The sequence below is a fragment of the Niallia sp. HCP3S3_B10 genome (genome assembly GCF_052064465.1).
Taxonomy (GTDB): Bacteria; Bacillota; Bacilli; order Bacillales; family Cytobacillaceae; genus Niallia; species Niallia hominis.
This window is the reverse complement of sequence record NZ_JBQHVO010000004.1, coordinates 116,811-139,583: the sequence shown is the minus strand read 5'-3', so window position 1 is coordinate 139,583 and position 22,773 is coordinate 116,811. Positions and strand designations below refer to the sequence as shown.

General features: G+C 36.5%; 21 protein-coding genes. 16 read left to right on the top strand and 5 right to left on the bottom strand.

Annotated elements, in window-relative coordinates:
- Nucleotides 1–649: UPF0236 family transposase-like protein (locus tag ACTNDN_RS04250; RefSeq protein ID WP_441130808.1), on the bottom strand; the 649-nt coding region annotated here is incomplete at its 3' end.
- 668 nt (nucleotides 650–1,317) lie between these two features.
- Between ACTNDN_RS04250 and ACTNDN_RS04245 the strand changes: the two genes are divergently transcribed.
- From ACTNDN_RS04245 to ACTNDN_RS04225, 5 genes are all read left to right on the top strand, one after another.
- Nucleotides 1,318–2,514 (top strand): quaternary amine ABC transporter ATP-binding protein, encoded by a 1,197-nt coding sequence (locus tag ACTNDN_RS04245; RefSeq protein WP_251628986.1) that lies wholly within the window; start codon nucleotides 1,318–1,320, stop codon nucleotides 2,512–2,514.
- Nucleotides 2,511–3,341, top strand: coding sequence for an ABC transporter permease (locus ACTNDN_RS04240; protein ID WP_031540193.1), 831 nt, complete (start codon nucleotides 2,511–2,513; stop codon nucleotides 3,339–3,341). Before ACTNDN_RS04245 ends, ACTNDN_RS04240 begins: the two co-directional genes overlap by 4 nt.
- A 54-nt stretch (nucleotides 3,342–3,395) precedes the next feature.
- Nucleotides 3,396–4,268 carry a glycine betaine ABC transporter substrate-binding protein gene (locus tag ACTNDN_RS04235; RefSeq protein ID WP_251628984.1) on the top strand — a complete coding sequence of 291 codons (873 nt, stop codon included), beginning with the start codon at nucleotides 3,396–3,398 and terminating at the stop codon, nucleotides 4,266–4,268.
- A gap of 859 nt (nucleotides 4,269–5,127) precedes the next feature.
- Nucleotides 5,128–6,588 (top strand): sugar porter family MFS transporter, encoded by a 1,461-nt coding sequence (locus tag ACTNDN_RS04230; RefSeq protein ID WP_048719254.1) that lies wholly within the window; start codon nucleotides 5,128–5,130, stop codon nucleotides 6,586–6,588.
- Nucleotides 6,589–6,883: 295 nt separating this feature from the next.
- The gene (locus tag ACTNDN_RS04225) at nucleotides 6,884–7,921 is read left to right on the top strand and encodes a PTS transporter subunit IIC (RefSeq protein WP_048719262.1); all 1,038 of its coding nucleotides are present in this window, start codon (nucleotides 6,884–6,886) and stop codon (nucleotides 7,919–7,921) included.
- 104 nt (nucleotides 7,922–8,025) lie between these two features.
- Here the strand turns inward: ACTNDN_RS04225 and ACTNDN_RS04220 are convergent, their stop codons facing one another.
- Both ACTNDN_RS04220 and ACTNDN_RS04215 read right to left on the bottom strand, forming a co-directional pair.
- A complete protein-coding gene (locus ACTNDN_RS04220; protein ID WP_031539187.1) occupies nucleotides 8,026–8,313 on the bottom strand; it encodes a YxcD family protein in 288 nt (95 codons plus the stop codon).
- On the bottom strand, nucleotides 8,301–8,747 hold the full coding sequence (locus ACTNDN_RS04215) for a hypothetical protein (RefSeq protein WP_109768051.1): 447 nt from the start codon (nucleotides 8,745–8,747) through the stop codon (nucleotides 8,301–8,303). Before ACTNDN_RS04215 ends, ACTNDN_RS04220 begins: the two co-directional genes overlap by 13 nt.
- A gap of 467 nt (nucleotides 8,748–9,214) precedes the next feature.
- Between ACTNDN_RS04215 and ACTNDN_RS04210 the strand changes: the two genes are divergently transcribed.
- The 4 genes from ACTNDN_RS04210 (at nucleotide 9,215) to ACTNDN_RS04195 (ending at nucleotide 14,232) form a co-directional block, all read left to right on the top strand.
- Nucleotides 9,215–9,973: a hypothetical protein gene (locus ACTNDN_RS04210; RefSeq protein ID WP_109768052.1), complete on the top strand. Its 759-nt coding sequence runs from the start codon at nucleotides 9,215–9,217 to the stop codon at nucleotides 9,971–9,973.
- Nucleotides 9,970–10,425 carry a hypothetical protein gene (locus ACTNDN_RS04205; protein WP_109768053.1) on the top strand — a complete coding sequence of 152 codons (456 nt, stop codon included), beginning with the start codon at nucleotides 9,970–9,972 and terminating at the stop codon, nucleotides 10,423–10,425. The genes ACTNDN_RS04210 and ACTNDN_RS04205 overlap by 4 nt, the downstream gene beginning before the upstream one ends.
- A gap of 235 nt (nucleotides 10,426–10,660) precedes the next feature.
- On the top strand, nucleotides 10,661–12,100 hold the full coding sequence (locus ACTNDN_RS04200) for an NAD(P)-binding domain-containing protein (protein WP_251628922.1): 1,440 nt from the start codon (nucleotides 10,661–10,663) through the stop codon (nucleotides 12,098–12,100).
- A 125-nt stretch (nucleotides 12,101–12,225) separates the two neighbouring features.
- Nucleotides 12,226–14,232 carry a catalase gene (locus ACTNDN_RS04195; protein ID WP_109768055.1) on the top strand — a complete coding sequence of 669 codons (2,007 nt, stop codon included), beginning with the start codon at nucleotides 12,226–12,228 and terminating at the stop codon, nucleotides 14,230–14,232.
- Nucleotides 14,233–14,441: 209 nt separating this feature from the next.
- Here the strand turns inward: ACTNDN_RS04195 and ACTNDN_RS04190 are convergent, their stop codons facing one another.
- Nucleotides 14,442–15,245 carry a helix-turn-helix domain-containing protein gene (locus tag ACTNDN_RS04190; protein WP_441130807.1) on the bottom strand — a complete coding sequence of 268 codons (804 nt, stop codon included), beginning with the start codon at nucleotides 15,243–15,245 and terminating at the stop codon, nucleotides 14,442–14,444.
- Between the two features lie 132 nt (nucleotides 15,246–15,377).
- On the opposite strand from ACTNDN_RS04190, the gene ACTNDN_RS04185 reads away from it, so the two are divergent.
- From ACTNDN_RS04185 to ACTNDN_RS04175, 3 genes are read left to right on the top strand one after another with little or no spacing between them, the layout of a single operon-like run.
- Nucleotides 15,378–16,538, top strand: a complete 1,161-nt coding sequence (locus ACTNDN_RS04185) for a Gfo/Idh/MocA family protein (protein ID WP_235252448.1) — start codon at nucleotides 15,378–15,380, stop codon at nucleotides 16,536–16,538.
- A 30-nt stretch (nucleotides 16,539–16,568) separates the two neighbouring features.
- On the top strand, nucleotides 16,569–17,306 hold the full coding sequence (locus ACTNDN_RS04180; protein WP_441130806.1) for a ThuA domain-containing protein: 738 nt from the start codon (nucleotides 16,569–16,571) through the stop codon (nucleotides 17,304–17,306).
- A gap of 60 nt (nucleotides 17,307–17,366) precedes the next feature.
- Entirely contained in the window at nucleotides 17,367–18,461 is a 1,095-nt protein-coding gene (locus ACTNDN_RS04175) for a Gfo/Idh/MocA family protein (protein WP_441130805.1), read from the top strand.
- Between the two features lie 70 nt (nucleotides 18,462–18,531).
- On the opposite strand, the gene ACTNDN_RS04170 is transcribed toward ACTNDN_RS04175, so the two are convergent.
- Entirely contained in the window at nucleotides 18,532–19,113 is a 582-nt protein-coding gene (locus ACTNDN_RS04170) for an NAD(P)H-dependent oxidoreductase (protein ID WP_441130804.1), read from the bottom strand.
- Between the two features lie 111 nt (nucleotides 19,114–19,224).
- On the opposite strand from ACTNDN_RS04170, the gene ACTNDN_RS04165 reads away from it, so the two are divergent.
- From ACTNDN_RS04165 to ACTNDN_RS04150, 4 genes are all read left to right on the top strand, one after another.
- Nucleotides 19,225–19,665 carry a MarR family winged helix-turn-helix transcriptional regulator gene (locus ACTNDN_RS04165; RefSeq protein WP_441130811.1) on the top strand — a complete coding sequence of 147 codons (441 nt, stop codon included), beginning with the start codon at nucleotides 19,225–19,227 and terminating at the stop codon, nucleotides 19,663–19,665.
- A gap of 21 nt (nucleotides 19,666–19,686) precedes the next feature.
- On the top strand, nucleotides 19,687–20,349 hold the full coding sequence (locus ACTNDN_RS04160) for an SIMPL domain-containing protein (RefSeq protein ID WP_048717739.1): 663 nt from the start codon (nucleotides 19,687–19,689) through the stop codon (nucleotides 20,347–20,349).
- A 274-nt stretch (nucleotides 20,350–20,623) separates the two neighbouring features.
- A complete protein-coding gene (gene guaC / locus ACTNDN_RS04155) occupies nucleotides 20,624–21,607 on the top strand; it encodes a GMP reductase (protein WP_048717738.1) in 984 nt (327 codons plus the stop codon).
- Between the two features lie 186 nt (nucleotides 21,608–21,793).
- On the top strand, nucleotides 21,794–22,633 hold the full coding sequence (locus tag ACTNDN_RS04150; protein ID WP_048717737.1) for a hypothetical protein: 840 nt from the start codon (nucleotides 21,794–21,796) through the stop codon (nucleotides 22,631–22,633).
- The last annotated feature ends 140 nt before the right edge of the window (nucleotides 22,634–22,773 follow it).

The following is a 22,773-nucleotide window of genomic DNA, read 5'->3' as shown; positions in this document are numbered from 1 at the left end:
CAAAGGCTTCCCAAAAGGGTTCTTTTCCTTCATAGAGAAAATGCCTTTTATTTCGGAGTCTGACTCGCTTTCCGTTTTCTTTCCATCCCTCGTGCACAGCGGCGAATTTCAACTCCCATCCACGCTTTTTCTTTTCTTGGCTCTTCACATATAATCCATCTACTTCGACGAACAATACCTTTTGAAAAGGGCGTTTTTCCTTAGCGGGAAGTACGTTTGTTTGAAGAAGATGTTGCCGTAATGCTTCATGGCTCATCGCCGAATAGCCTAAAAATTGTTCGAACGTTTCCACCGCCTTTCGATAGGAGGAGCCATTCGTCGCTAGTTCTAACCCCCATTCTTCTAGTAGTGGACTAAATCCCTTATTCCCCTGAAACTGTAAATAGTGATCTAATAGACAAATATATTTTTTGGTCACACGATCGAAATAATAATTACGCTTCAGCTCCACAGCTCCAAACGCTGTATCTACTCGTATTTCTCGCTTATCTCGTAAAGCAAATCTTCTTTTGTCTCGTTGCTGAGCAATCTCTTGATCCCAATTTTCTAATGTTTGAACAAGAATTTCTTGAAACGTCATTTGTAGTGTTCGAAATAAAGTTTTTTCCAATTCTTTTAATGATGGCATTTTTGTGTTACATTGATTCATGAGAGCCTCTCCTTTTCGTAGTTTTCTAGTCAAATTCTACTTTACAAAAGGAAGCTCTCTTTTTTAATGCTTAATTTTTTCCAGCTACCGCGCTCTCGCTTGGTGGCCTTTTTGTCTAGTTGGGGGACTCGTCCCCCAACTAGACAAAAAGGATATTTATTCTCCCACAAACATTTTACTCATACTATAAAACTTTTATTGAATAGTTTGTGAAATGGAATAACTTCCTATATAAAAGCTATTTTTTACCAAAACATAAGAACGTACATTCCTTTCTATCCTGTTAAAGGACAGAATCAAGAGTTATTTAGTGAATTAGGCAGTATTTTTAAGCATTCAGCCTATTTAATTTAATCAGAAAAAACTTTATGAACGATATAAACTGTATATGCTTTATTTTAACGTTTGCGCTATATAATATTTATTTTATATAATAAGGGTAACTCTACAGGAGAAGGATATGGATAAGTCCCATTACCATACTGGGAGTAACACGGAGCAAGTAATACTATATACAACAATTTATAACCCAAAGTTCCACTATAAGTATTGCCATAATACTCGCTTAATTCCTACTATTCCTCTATAAATAATCAAATTTTCAATTTCTAATTATTTATCCATATTCGGAAAATCTCCAAGATAAACCTTTTAAGGAGAAGTGATTAATGCATAAAATCGAAGTTAAGAATCTCACAAAAATATTTGGAGGTAACCCGAAAGAAGGGCTAAAAAGACTCCAAGCAGGCGAAGAAAAAACGAAAATCCTAAAAGAAACTGGGATGACAATTGGAGTGGATAATGCTTCTTTTTATGTAAAACAAGGGGAGTTTTTTGTCATCATGGGTTTATCCGGAAGCGGTAAATCTACACTCATTCGTCTAATTAATCGACTCATTGAGCCAACTTCTGGTGAAGTATTGATAGATGGGGAAAATATTACGACTATGAATAAAAAAGAACTAATAGCTATTCGCCGCAAAAAGCTTAGCATGGTTTTTCAGAATTTTGCATTATTTCCTAATCGAACTGTACAGGAAAATGTGGAATACGGATTAGAAATTCAAGGCCATCCTAAGGATGATCGTGCAAAAAAAGCCATTAAAGCCATCCATGATGTTGGTCTAAAAGGCTATGAAGCAAGTTACCCTAATCAGCTGAGTGGCGGTATGCAGCAACGTGTAGGTCTTGCGAGAGCCTTAGCAAATGATAGCGATATCCTTCTAATGGATGAAGCATTTAGTGCGTTGGATCCACTTATTCGTAAGGAAATGCAAGATGAACTCCTTCGATTGCAGAATAAGCTAGGTAAAACGATTATTTTTATCACCCATGACCTAGATGAGGCACTCAAGCTCGGTGATCGAATTGCAATCATGAAAAATGGTTCCATTGTACAATTAGGAACAGCAGAAGAAATCTTAGAAAATCCGGCGAATGACTATGTATCTAACTTTGTAGAAGATGTCGATCGTTCCAAAGTGTTAGTTGCTGGTCAAATCATGAAGCAGCCAGATCTTATTACCACTTGGAAGGACGGTCCAAGGGTAGCAGTCCGAAAAATGGAAGAAGCTGGCCTATCAAGTATTTTTGTAGTAGATAAAGATAAACAATTAAAAGGTATCCTGACCATTGATGCCGCTATTAATGCGTATAAAGAAAATAAATGGGTAGAGGATGTTTTAGAACATGACTTCCATTCCACCACATTTGACACACCATTAAATGATTTAATTGGAATCGCAGCAGAATCAAGATTCCCCATTGCTGTCACAGAAAATAATAGATTGCTAGGAATTATTGTACGAGTCTCTATATTGTCTGGACTGATTCTCGGAAAAGAACAAAAGGAGGCTATACTATGAACTACTTCTTCTTTCCACTAGAAGATTGGACAAATCAATTTGTAGACAATTGGCTACTGCCAGTTTTAGGTGACTTTTTTAACTCCTTTAGCGGAGTGTTAAGCATATTTATAAATGCTGTCACCAATTTATTCACTTTCATTCCTGCTGAAGTAATAGCAATCATTTTAGCTCTTTTAGCTTGGCGCTTTGCCGGAAAGGGAATGGCTATTTTCACTATTATTGGGGCGCTTTATTTAGGATCCGTTGATCTTTGGACAGGTGCTATGCAAACACTATCTATTGTTATTGTTGCAACTTTTTTCTCTATCGTTGTTGGTATTCCATTAGGAATTTTGACTGCAAAAAATCGAACATTGGATCATATAGTTCGACCAATTCTCGATTTTATGCAGACATTACCAAGCTTTGTTTATTTAATCCCTGCCATTCTACTCTTTGGTTTAGGAGAAGTTCCGGCAGTTATCTCTACATTCGTTTTTGCTACTCCACCAGCAGTACGCATGACGAGCTTAGCAATTAAACAAGTTCCAGCCGATATTGTAGAAGCTGCTAAAGCTTTCGGTTCTACATCTTGGCAGTTACTTGTCAAAGTTCAGCTACCTAATGCCATTCCAACTATAATGGCAGGTATAAATCAGACCATTATGCTAGCACTATCAATGGCCGTTATCGCTTCGATGATTGGTTCACCTGGATTAGGTAGTATTGTATTATCCGGTATCTCCAGTGTAAATGTTGGATTAGGTCTTACTGGAGGATTAGGGATTGTTGTCCTTGCCATCATACTTGATCGAATCACACAAGGTTTAGGTAAGAAAGCTTAAAAGACATATGCAAACCAATTAAAAAATTGAAAAGACGAAAGGAAGTAATGATTTATGAAAAAATTGAAACTTAGCTTTTTGCTTTTATTACTATTTACTCTTTTAATTGGCTGTTCTTCTCAGTCACAAAATTCTGGTGAAGATGATGCTAACAATAGCGAAACAATTACATTTGGGGTGACCCCTTGGACAAGTACCATTCCTCCTACAAAAGTTGCTAAACTTTTATTAGAAGATATGGGCTATACTGTAGATGAGAAAAATGCAGATGCAGGTGGGGTCTATACTGGACTTTCACGTGGTGATTTAGATGTATTTATGGATGCCTGGTTACCTGATATGCATGCAAATTATATGGAAAAATACAAAGATAACCTAGAAGATTTAGCAGTGAGTTATACTGAAGGAGAACTTGGATGGGTTATTCCAGCTAATGTTGAAGGAATTGACAGCATTGAAGATTTAAAAGGAAATGAAGATCTTTTCGGTGGAAAAGTTTATGGAATTGAGGAAGGTGCAGGGATGACTGTAACTTCTAGAGAGATGATCGAAGAATATGGATTAGATTTAGAATATGTTGCTTCTAGTGAAGGTGGAATGCTAGCACAAGCATCTAAGTTTATTAAAAGTGGCGATCCTGTTCTATTCCTAGGATGGCGTCCACATCCAATGTTTGTTGATTATGACTTAAAAGTATTGGAAGATTCAAAAGGTTTCTTTAAGACATCAGAAGTTCACGTAGTCGTAAATAATGGTCTAAAAGAAAAATCTCCTGAGGTTTATGAATTCCTAAGCAACTGGAGCATGCCTGTTGAAGATATCGAAGCAATGATTGTTAAAATCGAGGATGGTGCTGATGAAGAAGAAGTTGCACAGGAATGGATTGATAATAATCAAGATAAAGTCGATGCTATGTTAGGTAAATAAATGATTATTAAAAAGAGGCTGGGACATAAACATTTCAGCTAACAATAAATACGAAGGATTATGCGGTAAGTTTGCATAATTGTTCGTATTTATATTTTGGGAAAAGGTTTAAAAATGAAGTGAAATGGAGCGGAGGACGGTCGACTCCTGCGGGAAATAGAGGAAAGGCTGAGACCCCGCAGCGCAGCGAGGAGGCTCAGCTTCCTCCCCGCGGAAAGCGACCGTCTGTAGCGCAATGGAACGACTTAATTTTTACTCTTGACTATATTTAAAACATAGATAACCATCTTGAAAAAGTAGCTTTATTTAAGAGCTAAATTAGAGATTGTTCGTCTTTAAAGATTAGTTATTTAGATTTGTCCCAGCCCCTTTTTATATCCTCTAAGAGAGAAGACATGAAAAATTCTTAACAAAGTTATCTTCAAATCTATCGGTTTTTCCTACTATATACTCTAACGGAGTTCTCACTTTTTAACTACGAACATCTTTCTTACAAATCGATCCTTGTATGACCAAACAAGAATAGCAGAATAATAAACACTAAAAAATTTTTCTCCCGCTCTTCTATCATGTTTTTTAAAAAATTTTTTTGGGTAATGTATTGGTACCTCTATCCCTTACTTAATCAAGTAGTGAACATAATTTGAAATATTCTGACAAAGGTGTATAATAAAGATATTCTATTCTTTTTATTATCCGAGAAAAATATTGACAAATATCTTATGAATAAACATCTTATCACCTATAAGGGATAGAACAATACAAGTAGAAGGAGATGAAAATCGATTTACATTTCAAACACAAATATAATAATGACTAGAGAAAATCATTATTATAAGAGGAGGAGAAAGTAAATAAAATGAGTGATCAATTAAACCCTGACAGTAGGAACAAAAAATCAAATCAAAAAAATAATTTAAAAATCATTGCAATTATTTCCACATTTGGTGGTCTTCTTTTTGGCTTTGATACTGGCGTAATTAATGGAGCCTTACCCTATATGGCTCGTCCAGATCAACTTAACCTCAATGCAGTCACAGAGGGCCTCGTCACTAGTTCCCTTTTATTTGGAGCCGCATTTGGAGCCATGTTCAGCGGTAAACTCGCCGACAGCTATGGACGAAGGAAAGTTATTCTTTATCTTGCTGTTATCTTTCTTATTACAACACTCGGCTGTACTTTTGCACCGAACGTCCCCATAATGGTTACTTTTCGTTTCTTACTTGGTATCGCAGTTGGAGGAGCATCGGTAGCTGTCCCTACATTCTTGGCAGAAATGTCTCCTGCCGAACGCCGTGGTCAAATGGTAACACAAAACGAACTAATGATTGTTACAGGGCAATTACTCGCCTACATAACAAATGCTATCATCGGAAATACACTTGGTGGCTCCGGACACGCTTGGAGATATATGCTCGTTATTGCAACAATTCCTGCCATTGTTCTATGGATAGGCATGCTCGCAGTACCTGAGAGTCCTAGATGGTATGCATCACAGGGCAGATTCAAAGACGCTTTTCGTGTACTATTGCATATTAGAAAAGAAAAGCGTGCCAAAACAGAATTACAGCAAATCAAGAAAGCAATTGAAACAGAAGAGAAAGTTGAACAAGTTGGCTTTAAAGATTTAGCAGAGCCTTGGATAAGAAGGATTGTTTTCCTAGGAATTGGGATTGCAATTGTTCAACAAATCACAGGTGTAAACTCGATTATGTACTATGGTACACAGATATTGCAAAGTACAGGATTCACTACTGAAGTAGCATTAATAGCAAATATCGCTAATGGAGTTATTTCTGTTTTAGCTACCTTTGTAGGTATATGGCTGCTTGGGCGTGTTGGAAGAAAGCCAATGCTAATTACAGGATTAATTGGTACAACAACTAGTTTACTATTAATCGGAATTTTCTCATTCACTTTAGGCGGAATGTCTATTCTTCCATATGCTGTACTAAGTATGACGGTTACCTTCCTTGCCTTCCAACAAGGAGCAATATCACCAGTTACATGGCTGATGCTAGCGGAGATTTTTCCTTTAAAGCTTCGCGGATTAGGAATGGGTGTTTCCGTATTTTGTCTTTGGACAACAAACTTTCTCATTGGTTTGGTTTTCCCGATACTTCTCGATAAATTTGGCTTATCCACTTCATTCTTTATATTCGCAGTACTAGGTATATTTGCGATAACATTTGTTACCAAATTCTTGCCTGAGACAAAAGGAAAAACATTGGAGCAGCTAGAACAATATTTCCGAAACTTTGATAAAAAGTCTCGAGATGTCCGGAAAGCTAAAATAGGAGAAAATCAATTTCCTTCTTAAGGTTAGTCAGGCATTGAAAAACATGCCAGATAGGTGCAATATGATGAAGGAGTTTCCTCATAAAAAGGAGGGAACTCCTTTTTATTTTACATTTTGCATTTTTTTCAGATGATATTTTTTCATTTTTTAAAAACTATCATTAAAATTATTTCAATTTATAAAGAGGAATAAAAAAGTGCAATCTTTTTTTCGTTTTTTCACTTTTTCACGTTGAAGCGTTAAAAATAATCGTTGACGCTTATCAAATTTTTACATATAATAAACTCCAAATTCAAGGAGAATGGGGAGTTCAAATGTGAAAGAGTTTTTCAGTAAATTATTAAATGGTATGAGTATCGGAATCGTCGTTTCTTTAATCCCTAACGCACTACTTGGCGAAATATTAAAGCTCTTTATTCCATTCTTCCCTCCACTTCAACACGTATTAGATATTACTGCATTTATTATGAGCTTATTGCCTGTGTTGATTGGTGTAATGGTTGGAATATCATTTAAACTATCCTCTATTCAAACAGCTAGTATTGGAATTGCTGCAATGGTCGGTAGTGGAGTGGTTCAAAAAACAGCAGAAGGATTATTTACTTTAAATGGTATCGGAGTGGTTGTAAACACAGGTATTACAGCTGCACTTGCTGTATTATTTGTTCAATTTGTTGGCGACCGATTAAAAGCATATTCTATTCTTCTTTTACCAACTTTAAGTATTTTAATACCAGGAATGGCAGGATATTTATTATTGCCATTTATGAAATCTACTACTGGATTAATTGGCGTTGCAATCGCAACTATTACGAACTTACAGCCGGTCGTTATGGGCATTATCATTGCAGTAGCATTCTGTTTAATTATTCTTTCTCCTGTTTCCACAGTAGGGGTCGCAACTGTTATATCCCTATCTGGTATTGGATCAGGGGCAGCAAATCTCGGTATTGTGGCAGCAGGGATTGGATTAGCTATAGCAAGCTATAAGGCCAATTCTTTAGGAACTGCCTTAGCACATGTGCTTGGCTCTCCGAAAATTCAGATGGGGAATTTCTTTATGAAACCGAAGATTGTTATTCCGATGATTATTACTGCTGCTATATTAGGCGGATTAGCTGGCTTCCTCAATATCCAAGGAACACCTTATAGCGCCGGCTTTGGATTATCTGGTTTAGTTGGTCCCATGAACTTTATGCGCTTAGCAGATGGTGGATGGAGTAGTAAAAATATCGCTATTATGATTTCTACCTTTTTAATTATACCGTTCCTTTTAAATGTGTTCTTCCTTTATTTATTTTCGAAAAAATTGAAAATGATAAAGGCCGAGGATTATAAATTAAATTTCGATTGAATTATGGAAGAAAAGCCTTTTTCCTCCTTATCTAGTGGGCTTTCCTCAAGACATATTTACAGCAAAAAGAGGATACCAATTTTCTAACATTGGTATCCTCTTCCCTATTTTCCTACTGCGATAATTCCTTCTTCTTCATCAAGCACTAATTTCAATCCAATATACGGATCTAAATTTAAATACTCATCTAACCATAAACGCAGTGCTTCAATCATATTTTGTGTGATTAGCACTTGTTTTCGATCACGGACATAGGCTTCGGCAGAAAAACCATAATCATCATCATACATTAACTCTACTTCTACTTCCTCTGGCCTTACTTGTTTCTTACGCGCCACATAGACACATATCGCATTAATAATATCCTGTTCTGGGATGATTAATTTCTCCAATTATTTGCTTCCTCTCTTTTTTTATTTCGATAGAAAGTAAATAAACGCTTGATTAGGTTAAATACCACAACAATTGCAAGTATATTAATTAAAAGCCCTAATAAAGATCCAAATGCTCCCATATTGGCAAAAAGACTTCCAAACAGTAAACCAGCAAGCCCACCGACCATTAGTCCTCTCATTAGCCCCCCACCTGAGAAAAAGCCTCCAGATTTATTTGCAGTAGTGGACTGATTAGATTTTGTCGTGTCATTTATATTATTTTTCTTCTGGAAAAAAGAATTTGTATTTGTATTACTATTATTGTTATTAAAGCTTCTTTTTCCGGATTTATAAGACTTAGCTTCTACTGTTGTGACTGTATCTTGAAATAGGATACTCACCGGGGATAAAACCAGACCTAATGTGAGAATTGCTGATAAAATTTTCTTCATTTTCTATTCCTCCTGATTATTGTTTATCCATGCTGGATTATACTTGGGCTCCTATATTTCTTCTAACTCACTTTAGTATTTGCTAGAAAAAATAAAAAGCCCTACCATTAATTTGGTAAAGGCTTGAAAAATCGATCTATTTATCCCTTTACCAAAGAACGGCAAAGGTCTCGCAAACAACATCTAGTTGCCAGTTAAGCCGGCGATTGGAATCGCGTATTGACGACATAACTGTAAGCTACTCCCCTTTGGAGTATGCAATTTTTAAGTATACATACATTCTAATATAAATTGCAAAACTAGTCAAATCATATGATGAAAGCCTATTCAACAGAATACAACTGAATGATTACCCCTTTTATTTTGAAATTTTTACCATCCATATCCCATTTTTGCAATAGATGAATAGGAATAACTTTTTTTCATAACCTATATTCATATTCCAAATTTAGTAAGTAGGTATACAAATGAGCGAAACAATAACTTTTCCCAAAGCAAAATACAGCACGGCCGGTATTACCTATATTATGTATCACAAACCCTGTATTGTCGCTTGGTGGTCCGCTGTATTTCCCGGGTTTGGACATTATCTGCTTAATCAATATGCACGAGGAACATTGCTAACAATTTTAGAAGTAATCATTAATACTGGTGCACATATTAATGAAGCAATGGTGTACTCCTTTTGTGGAGAAATCGACCTGGCTAAATCTGTAATCAATCTGGATTGGATGATTGGCTATATTGTCATTTATCTAATAACAATAGGAGATAGTTATCGTGCGGCAAACCAATTTAATAAATTAGTTTATTTATCTATTCCTAATTTATCTCATGCAAAGATATTCCCATCAGAAATACGATACTTACAGATTAAAAATCCTTTCATTAGTGCATTATACTCCCTTCTCTTTCCTGGATTAGGGCAGTTATATAACCATAGATTATTTCTAGGCTTTTACGCTATTTTTTGGTGGTGGACATATATTTTACTTTCTCATGCACATAAGGTACTTACATTAATTATACTTGGGAAGTTTGATTTTTCCATTACGATGTTAGCTCCACACTGGTTATTATTTATGCCTTCTGTTCTTGGCGGTTCCATTTACCATGCGTATATAACTTGCGTTCACCATAATATTCTTGTTATAGAATCTCAAGAAGAGCGCTTAACTAATCGATATGCTGGTACCAAATTTAATTTAAGAGGTACAAAAGGATGATTATAGTCGGTACATTTAAGCCATCTATCGAAATCGAGCATGCAACTTCTGAAATCGAACAATATGGAATTCCACCAGAAGAGATGATGGTTTTTTATATGAATGAATACCCACCTATCAGTAATAGAAAAAAAATCCCAATCGATATCCATGTTTCTTCCTTTGAAATTGGAATGGCATTTGCTACAGGATTTGCAGTCATTGGCGCAAGCATTGGCTTTAAATTAATTATAGGCCCTATTTTCAGTGGACTTCTTGCTGCTATTATTGGCTTTACCTTCGGCTATAGTATCTATTATTTTTTCCACCGAAAGAAAGAAAGCCCCCTGCCTAAAAGCTTGCCAGATATTATTATTATCATTCAAAGTCCAAAAGAAATTGCTCCCACCATTAAACAAATACTATGGAAACATGAAGCAAAGAGTGTTGGAATGAGAAAAAGATATGACTAGCCCGAATACTAACAAAAGCCAAAAATCTTATGGAGAATAACGTTTTAGGCTTCTGTTAGTATTTGTTTTTCGATTATAAACCCTTTTAAACGAATTAACTAAATTTTTTTAGAAAATTTAGATATATTATACATACAATAAACAAATGAACATGTTAATATATTGGCAAGACATATTAATGTGAGGAAAGTTAACATTTATTTCTTTTATTTGCAAGGGGGAGGAATTTAGCGAGATGAGCTTAGAAGCATTAAATAAACGTATACAAACAGATCTATCCTACCTTAATTATGGCGGCCAAAATTGGGTTCGTCCAAAAACTCATTCAGAGGGCCATGTTTTCGATGTAGTCATCGTTGGTGGAGGCCAATCAGGATTAGGAATTGCATTCGGCCTTTTACGAGAACGTGTATCTAATATTCTCGTTATCGATGAAAACAAAGAAGGTCTTGAGGGACCATGGGAAACCTATGCCCGTATGGTCACCTTACGTACCCCTAAACACTTGACTTCCATCGATCTTGGCATCCCATCCCTTACCTTTCGTTCTTGGTGGGAAGCACAGTTTGGGGAAGAAGGTTGGGAAAAGATTGATAAAATTCCACGTGGTGATTGGATGAATTATCTAAGATGGTATCGGCAAACCCTTCAATTACCGGTTCAAAACGAAGTAAAGCTGACTTTAATTGAACCATTAGAAAAAGGATTACATCGCCTTCATATTCAAAAAAACGGCAAGAACCCCTCTTCCTTACTTGCCCGAAAGGTAATTTTAGCAACCGGCATCCAAGGAGGCGGAGAATGGCATGTTCCACCAATGATTTCTAATAATCTCCCTTCTTATTTATATGCTCATACCTCTTCACCAATTAATTTTAATTCCTTACAAGGGAAAAAGGTTGCTATTTTAGGTGGTGGTGCATCAGCTTTTGATAATGCTAATTTCGCTCTATCCCAAGGGGTATCTGAAGCACATGTATTTGTCCGTCGCAAAAAAATGCAACGCATTAATCCAATTAGGCAAATGGAGGTGTCTGGCATGATTGAACATTTCCCTGCTTTATCAGATGAAGACAAGTATGCTGGCATTGCCCACTTCTTTCAGCATAATCAACCACCTACGAATGATACTTTTAACCGAGCAACTTCTTGGTCAGGATTTCATCTTCATCTAGGCTCTCCATGGGTAAAAGTTTCAGAAAAAGGAGATAAAGCAGAAATAACCACTCCAAAAGGGACTTATCTATTTGACTTCTTATTTATTAGTACTGGTCTTCTAACAGATCCTAAACTCCGTCCAGAATTACGATTAGTTGAAAATCATATTACCCGATGGAAGGACAGATACGATGCCCCTGAAGAAATAGCATCACCCACACTCGATGCACATCCCTATTTAAGCCTTGGCTTTTCTTTTATTAGCCGAGATGAAAAAGGGGAAGCATTGCTCCATGGGATATACGCATTTAATTATGCGGCTTTAATCAGCTGTGGATTATCTGCTTCTGCTCTATCTGGCATGAGATATGGTATACCTCGCATCGTTTCAGCTGTAACGGATGAATTATTTATGGATGACAAAGAGGCTAATTTAAATGATTTTTTCGATTACGATGTAGAAGAGTTCACCGGCGATTGGCCAGTGAATCAAGAAGATACATCTGAAGTAGTTTAACAGGAATGGCTAAGACTGATATAACGTCTTAGCCTCTTTAATGCATGTTTTAACTAAAATAAGTTGGGTATACATAACAATACTGACTATTCATTTATACATATTATCGTGTGGGAGGTATTGTAATGGATAATAAGAAATTAGAGCAATTAAAGAAATACACCATTGATAATGAACAAAAAGCTGGATTAACGACCAATCAAGGATTAAAAATGGCAGAAGATGAATTCTCATTGAAAGCTGGCTTAAGAGGTCCTACTTTAATGGAGGACTTTCACTTTAGGGAGAAAATGACCCATTTTGACCATGAAAGAATTCCTGAACGGATTGTTCATGCACGTGGTGTTGGTGCCCATGGCGTTTTTCAATTATATGAGTCCCTAGAACCATATACGAAAGCCGATTTCCTGAATGATACAAGTAAAACCACACCTGTTTTCGTTCGCTTTTCCACTGTCCAAGGATCTAGAGGCTCAAGTGATACGGTGCGAGATGTGCGCGGGTTTGCTGTTAAGTTTTATACAGAGGAAGGTAATTATGATTTAGTCGGTAATAATATTCCTGTATTCTTCATCCAAGATGCCATTAAATTTCCTGATTTTGTCCATGCGGTAAAGCCAGAGCCTCATAATGAAATTCCTCAAGGAGCTAGTGCACATGATACCTTTTGGGATTTTGTTGGTCAAAATCACGAAACAGCTCATATGGTTATGTGGGTAATGAGTGATCGAGCTATTCCTAGAAGTCTCCGGATGATGGAGGGGTTTGGTGTGCATACCTTCCGCCTTGTTAATAAAGAAGGAAAAGCTCACTTTGTTAAGTTCCATTGGAAACCGAAGCTTGGCATTCATTCACAGGTTTGGGATGAAGCACAAAAGTCAGCAGGAAAAAATCCCGATTTCCATCGCCAAGATTTATATGAGGCCATTGAGAAAGGCGATTATCCTGAATGGGAACTAGGATTACAAATCATACCGGAAGAAGAAGAATTTTCATTTGATTTTGACATATTGGATCCAACCAAAGTATGGCCAGAAGAAATGATTCCTGTCAAAATCGTTGGAAAGATGACCTTAAATCAAAATGTTGATAATTTCTTTGCTGAAACAGAGCAAGTAGCATTTCATCCTGGACATGTTGTTCCTGGAATTGACTTTTCAAATGATCCCTTACTACAAGGTCGATTATTTTCCTATACAGATACACAATTATCTAGACTTGGAGGACCTAACTTCCACCAAATTCCTATAAATAAGCCTATCTGTCCTTTTCACAATAATCAAAGAGATGGTATGCATCAAATGGCTATTCATCATGGACAAACGAGCTACCATAATAATTCATTAAATAATAACCAGCCAGAACCTGTACCTGTTGAAGATGGGGGTTATCAGCATTATCAGGAAAAGATAGATGGTATAAAAATAAGAGGGCGTAGTGAAAGCTTCCTTGATTTCTATTCCCAAGCCAAATTATTTTATAATAGCCTAGCGCCATTTGAGCAGCAACATGTGAAGGATGCCTTTAGCTTTGAACTTGGAAAATGCAAATCAGAGACAGTTAAAAATAACGCTGTAGCGCTTCTAAATCGAATTGATCGCAGCATTGCTGAAGAAGTAGCTAAGAATATTGGAGCAGTATTACCTGATGAAAATTTAGAGGTCAATTCATCGAAAAAGTCTCCTGCTTTAAGCATGGCAAATACCATAAAAAAACCAGACACCCGTTGTGTAGCCATCCTGTTAAACGGGGACCCAGATAAAGTACAATTACGTCAATGGGTCCAAACATTGGCAGCAAATAACGTCAATTTTAGTATCGTTGATAAAACGATGCGCACAATTGATGGAGATTTAAAAGTGACGGATACGTATGATACAGCGGATGCCAGTCTTTTTGATGCTGCAATTCTTATTGGCACTAGCAATAAACTAGAGAATAAGGCGATTGAATTTATTGAAATGACTTTTAACCATTATAAGCCTTTAGGTATTTTCATTGGCGAGCCTAAAGCACTAGAAAAAAGCCGTATTACATGGAATGCACCAGGTATATTTGATTTAACGAAGGATTCCATTAATCGCTTTATTACAGGAGTAGCAGAAGCCCGCTTTTGGAATAGATCTGTCTAAATATGATTGGAACATGTATCAAAGACAAAGATAAACTCGAACAATCATGCGATAGAAAAAATTTCGGATGATTGTTTGAGTTTTTTATTAGCGTTAAAAACACAAAGAACGGATACATATTTACACCTTGGCTTTATTTAATAACAAGATTACGTCTTTATAGATATCGATTTAGTTGTATCCCATCCCTTTTTTCTCGCTATCAGAAGTCAATATGTATGGAAAGGATACATATCCATAAACGACCGTGGGTGGTTTTCTCGATACTCCTTTGGTGTACAAAGTTTTATCTTCACAAAATTACGATTAAAGGACCGTATACTTTCATAACCACAAAGAAAAGCTATTTCAGATATATTATGATCTGAATAGATTAATAGATAACATGCATAGTTTACTCTCGTCTCATTTAAAAAATCTACAAAAGACATATTAACATTATGATTAAAGTACTTCGAAAGATAATTATAATTGTAACCTAACTTACCAGCGATACTTTTTAAAGTTATCGATTCTGTAAAATGTGCCTGAATAAACGTTAACAATTTATGAAGCAACTCTTGATCTTGTTTTTCGCCTTTAATTAAGCTAGTTTGCCCCATTAGCTCTGATAATAATAAATATAGACAAGCTTTTTGTTCTAGTAGATTAGAGCTATCTTTGAAAAGCGTTCTAGAAACAAGTGAATCCGCTTCCAAAGATAGGTTAAAAATTGGATTTTCAAGTGAACCATTTTCTATCATTTTGTGAAATGTCGGGACATAGTCAGGGGAAAAAATACAAATTTTTGCATGTGACTGAGATTTTGTAATAAACGAGTGAATTTCATAAGGCAATATTAGTAAAAATTGTCCAGTACTCAAATGGTAACTTTTTTGACTAATAATAACTTCCATTTCCCCCTCCATGAGGAATAATAATTCGAAGCAACGATGGAGATGGCTTGGAAAGTTTAAATTTAATGTATGATAGTTTGCTATTAAGTTAAAATGGTGTGCTTCATATATTATCATCCGCAAAACATCCTCAGTAAAGAATAAATTTTGTCTAGGATTATATAAGTTTTTACTTGTTGTGTCAAACCTATAAGTGATAGATTTATCGATAATAAAGTAATCTAAATGGACAACAAAAGGAGATACGCTATGGAAAAACTTAGAATTGGAATGGTTGGCTATAAATTTATGGGAAAAGCACACAGTCATGCTTACCGAGATCTCCCTCTCTTTTTCCCAAATACCGTTCATCCTGTGATGAAGGTTATTTGCGGGCGTGATCAAAAAGGTGTAGCACTTGCAGCCAAACAATTCGGCTGGGAGGAATATACGACAGACTGGAAGAGCCTCTTAGAAAGAGATGACATTGATTTAATTGATATTAACGCACCTAGTAATGTCCATAAAGAAATAACCATTGCCGCAGCAACTGCTGGCAAACATGTATTTTGCGAAAAACCGTTAGCGCTTACATTAAAAGACTCAAGAGAAATGCTTGATTTAGTTGAATCGGCTGGAATCAAACATATGGTTGGATTTAACTATCGCTTTGCACCGGCCGTTATGCTGGCTAAAAAGCTAATTGACGAGGGACGGTTGGGCGATATCTATCATTACCGTGCCTGGTATTTACAAGATTGGCTTGTGGACCCAAACTTTCCTTTAGCTTGGAGACTCCAAAAAGAAATTGCTGGTTCAGGTTCTCACGGAGACCTTGGGGCTCATCTTATCGATCTGTCGCACTATCTAATCGGCGATATAACAGAAGTTATTGGGATGAATGAAACATTTATTAAGGAACGACCCATTCCTTCACAGATGACGGGCTTATCAGCAAAAGGGAGTGATAGTGATAAAAAAGGGGAAGTGACCGTTGATGATGCTACCCTATTTATGGCTCGTTTTGCTAACGGTGCTTTAGGGAGCTTTGAGTCCACACGTTTTGCTGCAGGCCATCGCTGTACAAATTCCTTTGAAATCAATGGCAGTAAAGGAAGTGTCATCTTCGACTTTGAACGTATGAATGAGCTACAGGTTTATTTCACAGATGATAAGGAGGATGTACAAGGATTTCGGCGCGTATTAGCAACAGACCCTTCTCATGCTTTTGCAGAAAACTGGTGGCCTCCAGGACATACGATAGGCTATGAACATACATTTATTCACGAGATAGTGGAGCTTATGGAGTCTTTCCGTGAAGATCGACAGCCTGTTCCCAACTTCCGAGATGGCGTAAAGTGCCAAGAAGTTTTAGAAGCGGTTGACTTATCGATTGAAAACCGACAATGGGTCCGAATATCTGACGTTTAATCAAAATATCATGAAGGAGTTGCATGTACCATGAAAAAGAATGCATTGATTGTTTGGGGAGGCTGGGATGGTCATCAGCCTGAGCAGGTAGCAGAAATTTTTAAAGGAATTCTTGAAGAAGAGAACTTTCAAGTAGAGGTATCTAATTCACTAGACTCCTATGCAGATAAAGAAAAATTAAAAACCTTGGATTTAATCGTCCCCCACTGGACAATGGGTCAAATTGAACAACAATATGTTTTAAATATTTCGGAGGCAGTTGCAGCAGGTGTTGGGTTAGCTGGGTGCCATGGTGGTATGTGTGACTCTTTTCGTAATAATGTCGACTGGCAATTTATGACAGGTGGCAATTGGGTTGCCCACCCTGGAAATGATGGGGTGGAATATACGGTCAACATCAAACATTCTTCTAGCCCCCTTTTAGAAGACATGTCTGATTTTAAAGTTGCTAGTGAACAATACTACCTTCATTACGATCCAGCTGTTGAAGTATTAGCTACTACACGCTTCCCGATTGTTCATGGTCCTCACGCCGCGAATAAAGCGGTAGACATGCCTGTAGTATGGACTAAACGTTGGGGGCTTGGAAATGTATTTTATAATTCATTAGGCCATCAAGCAAATATCATTGCTCTGCCGGAAGTTTCGCTCATTATGCGCCGTGGATTCTTGTGGGCATCTGAAGGGAAAAGACGAACTGAAAAATCGAATGAAGCTTCCATTTATGAAAATGTACGGAACTATACAGGTATGGGAGACAGTCAATAAAGGGAGATCATCAAAATAAAAATTATCGAAAGCTAAACATAATCTACCGGAGGGTTTCTTATGAGAAAACTTAAAATTGGCATTATCGGTTGCGGGAATATTAGTTCTATTTATATGGAAAACTGTCCGAAGTTTCCCCACCTTGAGCTTGTCGCCTGTGCAGATTTAGATGTCCAACGTGCTCAACTTCAAGCTGAAAAGTTCGGTATTCCAAATGCTTATTCCGTTGAAGAACTGCTTTCTGATCCTGAGATTGAACTAGTCATCAACTTAACCATTCCAAAAGCACATGCCTCTGTCACCATCCAAGCACTTGAAGCAGGTAAGCATGTTTATACGGAAAAACCACTTGCTGTTACACGAGAGGAAGGTAAGCGAATTTTAGAAACAGCGAAGAAGCATAATCTTCTCGTTGGCAGTGCACCTGACACTTTCTTGGGAGCTGGAATTCAAACTGCTATCCATCTGATTGAACAAGGGGAAATAGGAATACCAATTGGTGCATCTGCCTTCATGATCGGTCGTGGCCATGAACATTGGCATCCAGACCCTGCCTTTTATTATGATATTGGAGGCGGACCAATGTTCGATATGGGGCCCTATTACTTAACAGCCTTAGTGGCTCTATTGGGACCGATTAAACGAATTTCTGGTTCGGCGCGGATTAGTTATCAAGAAAGAACGATACTCAGCGTACCAAAGGCTGGTACTAAAATGAAAGTATCCATCCCTACGCATATCTCAGGAGTAATAGATTTTGCTTCAGGTGTAATTGGAAGTATTACAACAAGCTTTGATGCCTTTGGCGGTAGCACATTGCCTCCTATTGAAATTTACGGCAGCGAAGGAACGCTACTTGTTCCTGACCCTAATACGTTTGATGGTCCTGTAAAATTAAGAAAACGTGATGAACAGGAATTTAAAGAAGTGCCTCTTGCATACGGGTATAACGAAAACAATAGAGGGCTTGGCGTTGCTGATATGGCCAAGGCAATTCTCGAAGGTGGAAACTATCGAGCAAATAGCGAATTAGCCTATCATGTTTTAGAAGCGATGTATGGTTTCCAGGATTCCTCCGATAGCGATAAACATTATATAATGGAAAGTACATGTGAGCGTCCTGAATCACTATCTTTAAAAAGAAAGAATTCATAATTTGCCTAAAACAATATCAAAGGAATCTCCCTCTTTGGCTAGGGGGTTCCTTTGATTAGGAAAGAATCTTTCAAGCACACATTCCTCTAAAATAGCGATAAATCTTTTCTATTTTTTTCGCTTGCCCTGTTCCTTCCATGCTTCCAAATTCAAAAAATTTCACTTTTTTAATTCCTACAAAGCGAAATACTGCCTTTTTCATTAAAACCTTATGACTATTATGCAAAAAGAAAAAGGGGTACATTCCAGGTCCCTTCATAGTAGAAATACAGATGACTGACTTTCCTTTTAAGAGCCCCTTTGTGGTATATTTTCCAGTTTCTTTATAAGCAAAATGAGCAGATAATACTTGATCAAAGTACCCTAGTAACATGGCTGGTGGTCTTCCCCACCAAATAGGATAAAGAAAAACGATTTTATCCGCCCATAATAACTGATCTCTATGCTTTGAAAAAGCTGGGTTCTTATACATATGACGCCTTTTTACTTTTTCATCAAAAAATAAAATGGGATTAAAATTTTCTTCATATAAATCTAAAAGCTGTATATTCTTTATAGAACTGTTTTCCATACTGCCATTCAAAACACTTTTTAAAAACGCTCCATTTAAACTTTTCTGATTGGGATGTGAAAAAACAATCAATAAATTCATAAGAATCCCCCTCTTTTTAGTTATCATTTGATAACTATATTACCATTTCATCTTTTTGTTATCAATTGATAATTGTTTATTGATAACTTTTTATGCTATCTTACCTATGAGGTGATTCTTTTGGATGAAAGAAAATTATTTCAGAAATTCATTACATTTACAGCATCTGTTCATCAACTAAAGCACGCTTTAACGAATGATCTAAGACCAACTAATTTAACTCCGATTCAGTATAATATCCTTGAATATATTTCGATCAATGAGCCAGCGATTCCAAGTGATATTAGTTCATGTCATCAAATGTCATTGCCTAATACTAGCCGAGAATTGAAAAACTTAATGGAAAAAAACTTAATTAATAAATTCACAGATGAAAAAGACCGCAGAAAGCAGTATATAGTGCTATCAGATGAAGGAAAAGAGGTAATGAATCTCGTATTTCATGAAGTAGAACAAATATTAAAAAAAAGAATAGACACTCTTTCAGGTGAACAATTGCAGGAAATAGCAACTGCCATGGAATTATTACAAAATAAGGTGTTTTATAAATAAACAATACAGAGGTGAATAATAATGTACCCTTCCTCTCCCCTTTTTCACACAAATGTTCCGTTAAAAAGAAGCTTAACAGTGTTTGGAAATAGCATGTTGTCCATTGAACCGACTATTTGCAAAATTATTCTTGGCATTAATACGGAGTCCAAAAATGTAACAACTGCCCAGAAAGAAAATGCTACCAAACATCAACAAGTTATTTCGTCCATTTTAGGTTTAGGTATTCCTTCCTCCAATATTCAAACCGTTGACTATACTATTCTCCCTCAATATGACTATGTGGAGAATAAACAAGTCTTCAAAAGCTATAAAGTAACCCACCTGCTATCTATCCTTGTAGAAACGATTCAACTTGCAGGAAATGTTATTGACACAGCCGTTCAAAATGGCGCAAACCAAGTTACCAGTATTCAATTTGATGTAAGTAATCGTTCGGAATATTATGAGCAAGCACTTCAAAAAGCGGTTAAAGATTCTCTTTCAAAAGCAATGGCCATTGCTGAAACCCTCCGTGTAACGATAGATCCGATTCCGGTAAAAATACATGAAATTCTATCTGATTCTAGCAATCCTATCCCACTTGCAAAAATGTCGTTTGGTCAGGTAGGAGGAATTGCTACTAATCTAGAACCAGGACAGTTACTTATAGAAGCGAAGATTGAAGCGAAATTCTCCTACTAAGCCACTTTCTATATCCTTTCAAATTATCTTTGCTATGACTTGTTGAGAAGTTAATCTAACATTCTCCTTTCAAAATAAGGGAGTTCCTTGAGTACAGGAATCTTCCTTATTTACAAAATATTTTTTACCCTCTCCAAAATGATAGCGCTTCATTAAAAACATCTCATTAAATGAAAAATCTTTGACATCCTGGCAAAAATAATGTAAAGTACCTAATGGTCGAACATTTTTAGATAACAGCGACCTTAATATTCGTATTTAGGAGTGTATTTTAATGGATAACGTGTTTGATTACGAAGATATACAATTAATTCCGGCTAAGTGTATTGTTGATAGCCGTTCAGAATGCGATACAACTGTAACATTAGGTGGCCATACATTTAAGCTTCCAGTAGTGCCTGCAAATATGCAAACTATTATTGACGAAAAAATCGCTGTATATTTAGCAGAAAATGGCTATTTCTATATTATGCATCGTTTCCAGCCAGAAACACGCGAGACTTTTATCCGTGATATGCAATCTCGTGAGTTAATTGCCTCTATCAGTGTTGGTGTGAAAGCAGAAGAATATGACTTTATATTACAATTAGCAGAAGAAAATTTGGTTCCCGAATTTATTACGATTGATATTGCACATGGTCACTCAAATGCTGTTATCGCAATGATTAAACATATCAAAAAGCATTTACCGAATAGCTTTGTTATTGCTGGTAACGTTGGAACTCCTGAAGCAGTAAGAGAACTTGAGCATGCAGGTGCAGATGCTACAAAAGTAGGAATTGGACCTGGTAAAGTATGTATCACAAAAATTAAAACAGGTTTTGGAACTGGTGGTTGGCAGTTAGCTGCATTGCGCTGGTGTGCAAAAGCTGCGAGCAAGCCAATTATTGCAGATGGTGGTATTCGTACACATGGTGATATCGCAAAATCGGTTCGTTTTGGAGCAACAATGGTAATGGTCGGTTCGTTATTTGCTGGCCACGAAGAGTCTCCAGGAGAAACATTTGAAAAAGACGGAAAGCTCTATAAAGAGTATTTCGGTTCTGCTTCCGAGTTTCAAAAAGGAGAAAAGAAAAACGTCGAAGGTAAAAAAATGTATGTAGAGCATAAAGGCTCTTTACAAGATACATTAACAGAAATGGAACAAGATCTTCAGTCTTCTATCTCCTATGCAGGCGGTAAAAAATTAGATTCTATTCGTAATGTAGATTATGTAATTGTTAAAAATTCTATCTTTAATGGCGATAAAGTATATTAATTTAAAAGTTACACGAAGGATGCCCTACCAATTTTGTAGAGCATCCTTCATTTGTACGAAAGGAGATAACTAGAAAAATAGTGACATACTCCTATTATATAGGTATAATAGAGACAACCTCTTAGAACTCCCTCCTTCTTATTATCAGAAATTTCAAATAAAAACACGAAAGGTTGATTGTATTACATGAAGAACTTTTCCTTCCACACAAACCACCGCCAGAGAACAAAATCCCCAGAAACAACATTTAAACTCATTCCCCTTACCAACACACAAAGCAGAAGCGAAATACTAAAGAAAATTGAAATCTGTTCTCAATTTAATATGCGCTACTGCGGCCTATTTGAATATTATGGCGACGATTTAATTGCTTATAAGAAAGAAAAGCCTACTGATTTTTTTCGAAATGAGTTTTTACGAACGTTCTCGAGTTATCTAACTGACTACCTAGAAGACAACATGCCGACCTCTTGGAATAAATGTAAAAAATCCTTTATTGATTTACTTCTTTATATTCATCTACCTAACACTATAAAAATCTCCAAAGAAAGCAACAGCATCCAACACTTTATCTCCGAATTTAGAAAGTTTTCCATATGGCTAGATCACAAAGAAAATACAACCTGGACAAAGCTGTTAGCTCCTTATGAAGAATCCATCAATGAGTTACTGTTATGCGAGGAATTGTTGAATAGTTTATATCTCCAGATGTATCCTCAGTTTTTTGAATCCAATTGGGATTACGAAAAAGACTTAACAAGGGTTAGCCAGATCTTTGAGAAATGTAAGGACATAGAGGACAGCTTCTTTCAAATAATAAATATGGAGGGAAACACTGTTTTTCTATCCAATATTCATACAAATAAACAATTTCAGATAAATAATCTTCCTATTACCAAGCGGTTTCTTGGTATCATTCTTCATGGTTCCATTGGGCGCATAGAGGGGAATACAACCTGGTCATTGCTACTGGCAGCAGGGTTATATCCAAAAAAAGCGAAGCGATATTTATCCTATATGGAGTAATGAAAGGGAGCAAATTGGGTAGCAAAAAGACTGTGAAGTCAACAAAAATTCAACTAAATAAGCCTTTTTAAAACAAAAAAGCCAAACAATCAACGAAACTTTCGTTTGATTGTTTGGCTTTATCTTTGGCTTGGAACCTT

What these genes read in the sequence shown, in the direction of transcription:
- ACTNDN_RS04245 (WP_251628986.1), top strand. Translation starts at nt 1,318, where the DNA reads ATGCATAAAATCGAAGTTAAGAATCTCACAAAAATATTTGGAGGTAAC.
- ACTNDN_RS04240 (WP_031540193.1), top strand. Translation starts at nt 2,511, where the DNA reads ATGAACTACTTCTTCTTTCCACTAGAAGATTGGACAAATCAATTTGTA.
- ACTNDN_RS04235 (WP_251628984.1), top strand. Translation starts at nt 3,396, where the DNA reads ATGAAAAAATTGAAACTTAGCTTTTTGCTTTTATTACTATTTACTCTT.
- ACTNDN_RS04230 (WP_048719254.1), top strand. Translation starts at nt 5,128, where the DNA reads ATGAGTGATCAATTAAACCCTGACAGTAGGAACAAAAAATCAAATCAA.
- ACTNDN_RS04215 (WP_109768051.1), bottom strand. Translation starts at nt 8,747, where the DNA reads ATGAAGAAAATTTTATCAGCAATTCTCACATTAGGTCTGGTTTTATCC.
- ACTNDN_RS04210 (WP_109768052.1), top strand. Translation starts at nt 9,215, where the DNA reads ATGAGCGAAACAATAACTTTTCCCAAAGCAAAATACAGCACGGCCGGT.
- ACTNDN_RS04205 (WP_109768053.1), top strand. Translation starts at nt 9,970, where the DNA reads ATGATTATAGTCGGTACATTTAAGCCATCTATCGAAATCGAGCATGCA.
- ACTNDN_RS04200 (WP_251628922.1), top strand. Translation starts at nt 10,661, where the DNA reads ATGAGCTTAGAAGCATTAAATAAACGTATACAAACAGATCTATCCTAC.
- ACTNDN_RS04195 (WP_109768055.1), top strand. Translation starts at nt 12,226, where the DNA reads ATGGATAATAAGAAATTAGAGCAATTAAAGAAATACACCATTGATAAT.
- ACTNDN_RS04190 (WP_441130807.1), bottom strand. Translation starts at nt 15,245, where the DNA reads ATGATAATATATGAAGCACACCATTTTAACTTAATAGCAAACTATCAT.
- ACTNDN_RS04185 (WP_235252448.1), top strand. Translation starts at nt 15,378, where the DNA reads ATGGAAAAACTTAGAATTGGAATGGTTGGCTATAAATTTATGGGAAAA.
- ACTNDN_RS04180 (WP_441130806.1), top strand. Translation starts at nt 16,569, where the DNA reads ATGAAAAAGAATGCATTGATTGTTTGGGGAGGCTGGGATGGTCATCAG.
- ACTNDN_RS04175 (WP_441130805.1), top strand. Translation starts at nt 17,367, where the DNA reads ATGAGAAAACTTAAAATTGGCATTATCGGTTGCGGGAATATTAGTTCT.
- ACTNDN_RS04170 (WP_441130804.1), bottom strand. Translation starts at nt 19,113, where the DNA reads ATGAATTTATTGATTGTTTTTTCACATCCCAATCAGAAAAGTTTAAAT.
- ACTNDN_RS04160 (WP_048717739.1), top strand. Translation starts at nt 19,687, where the DNA reads ATGTACCCTTCCTCTCCCCTTTTTCACACAAATGTTCCGTTAAAAAGA.
- guaC (WP_048717738.1), top strand. Translation starts at nt 20,624, where the DNA reads ATGGATAACGTGTTTGATTACGAAGATATACAATTAATTCCGGCTAAG.
- ACTNDN_RS04150 (WP_048717737.1), top strand. Translation starts at nt 21,794, where the DNA reads ATGAAGAACTTTTCCTTCCACACAAACCACCGCCAGAGAACAAAATCC.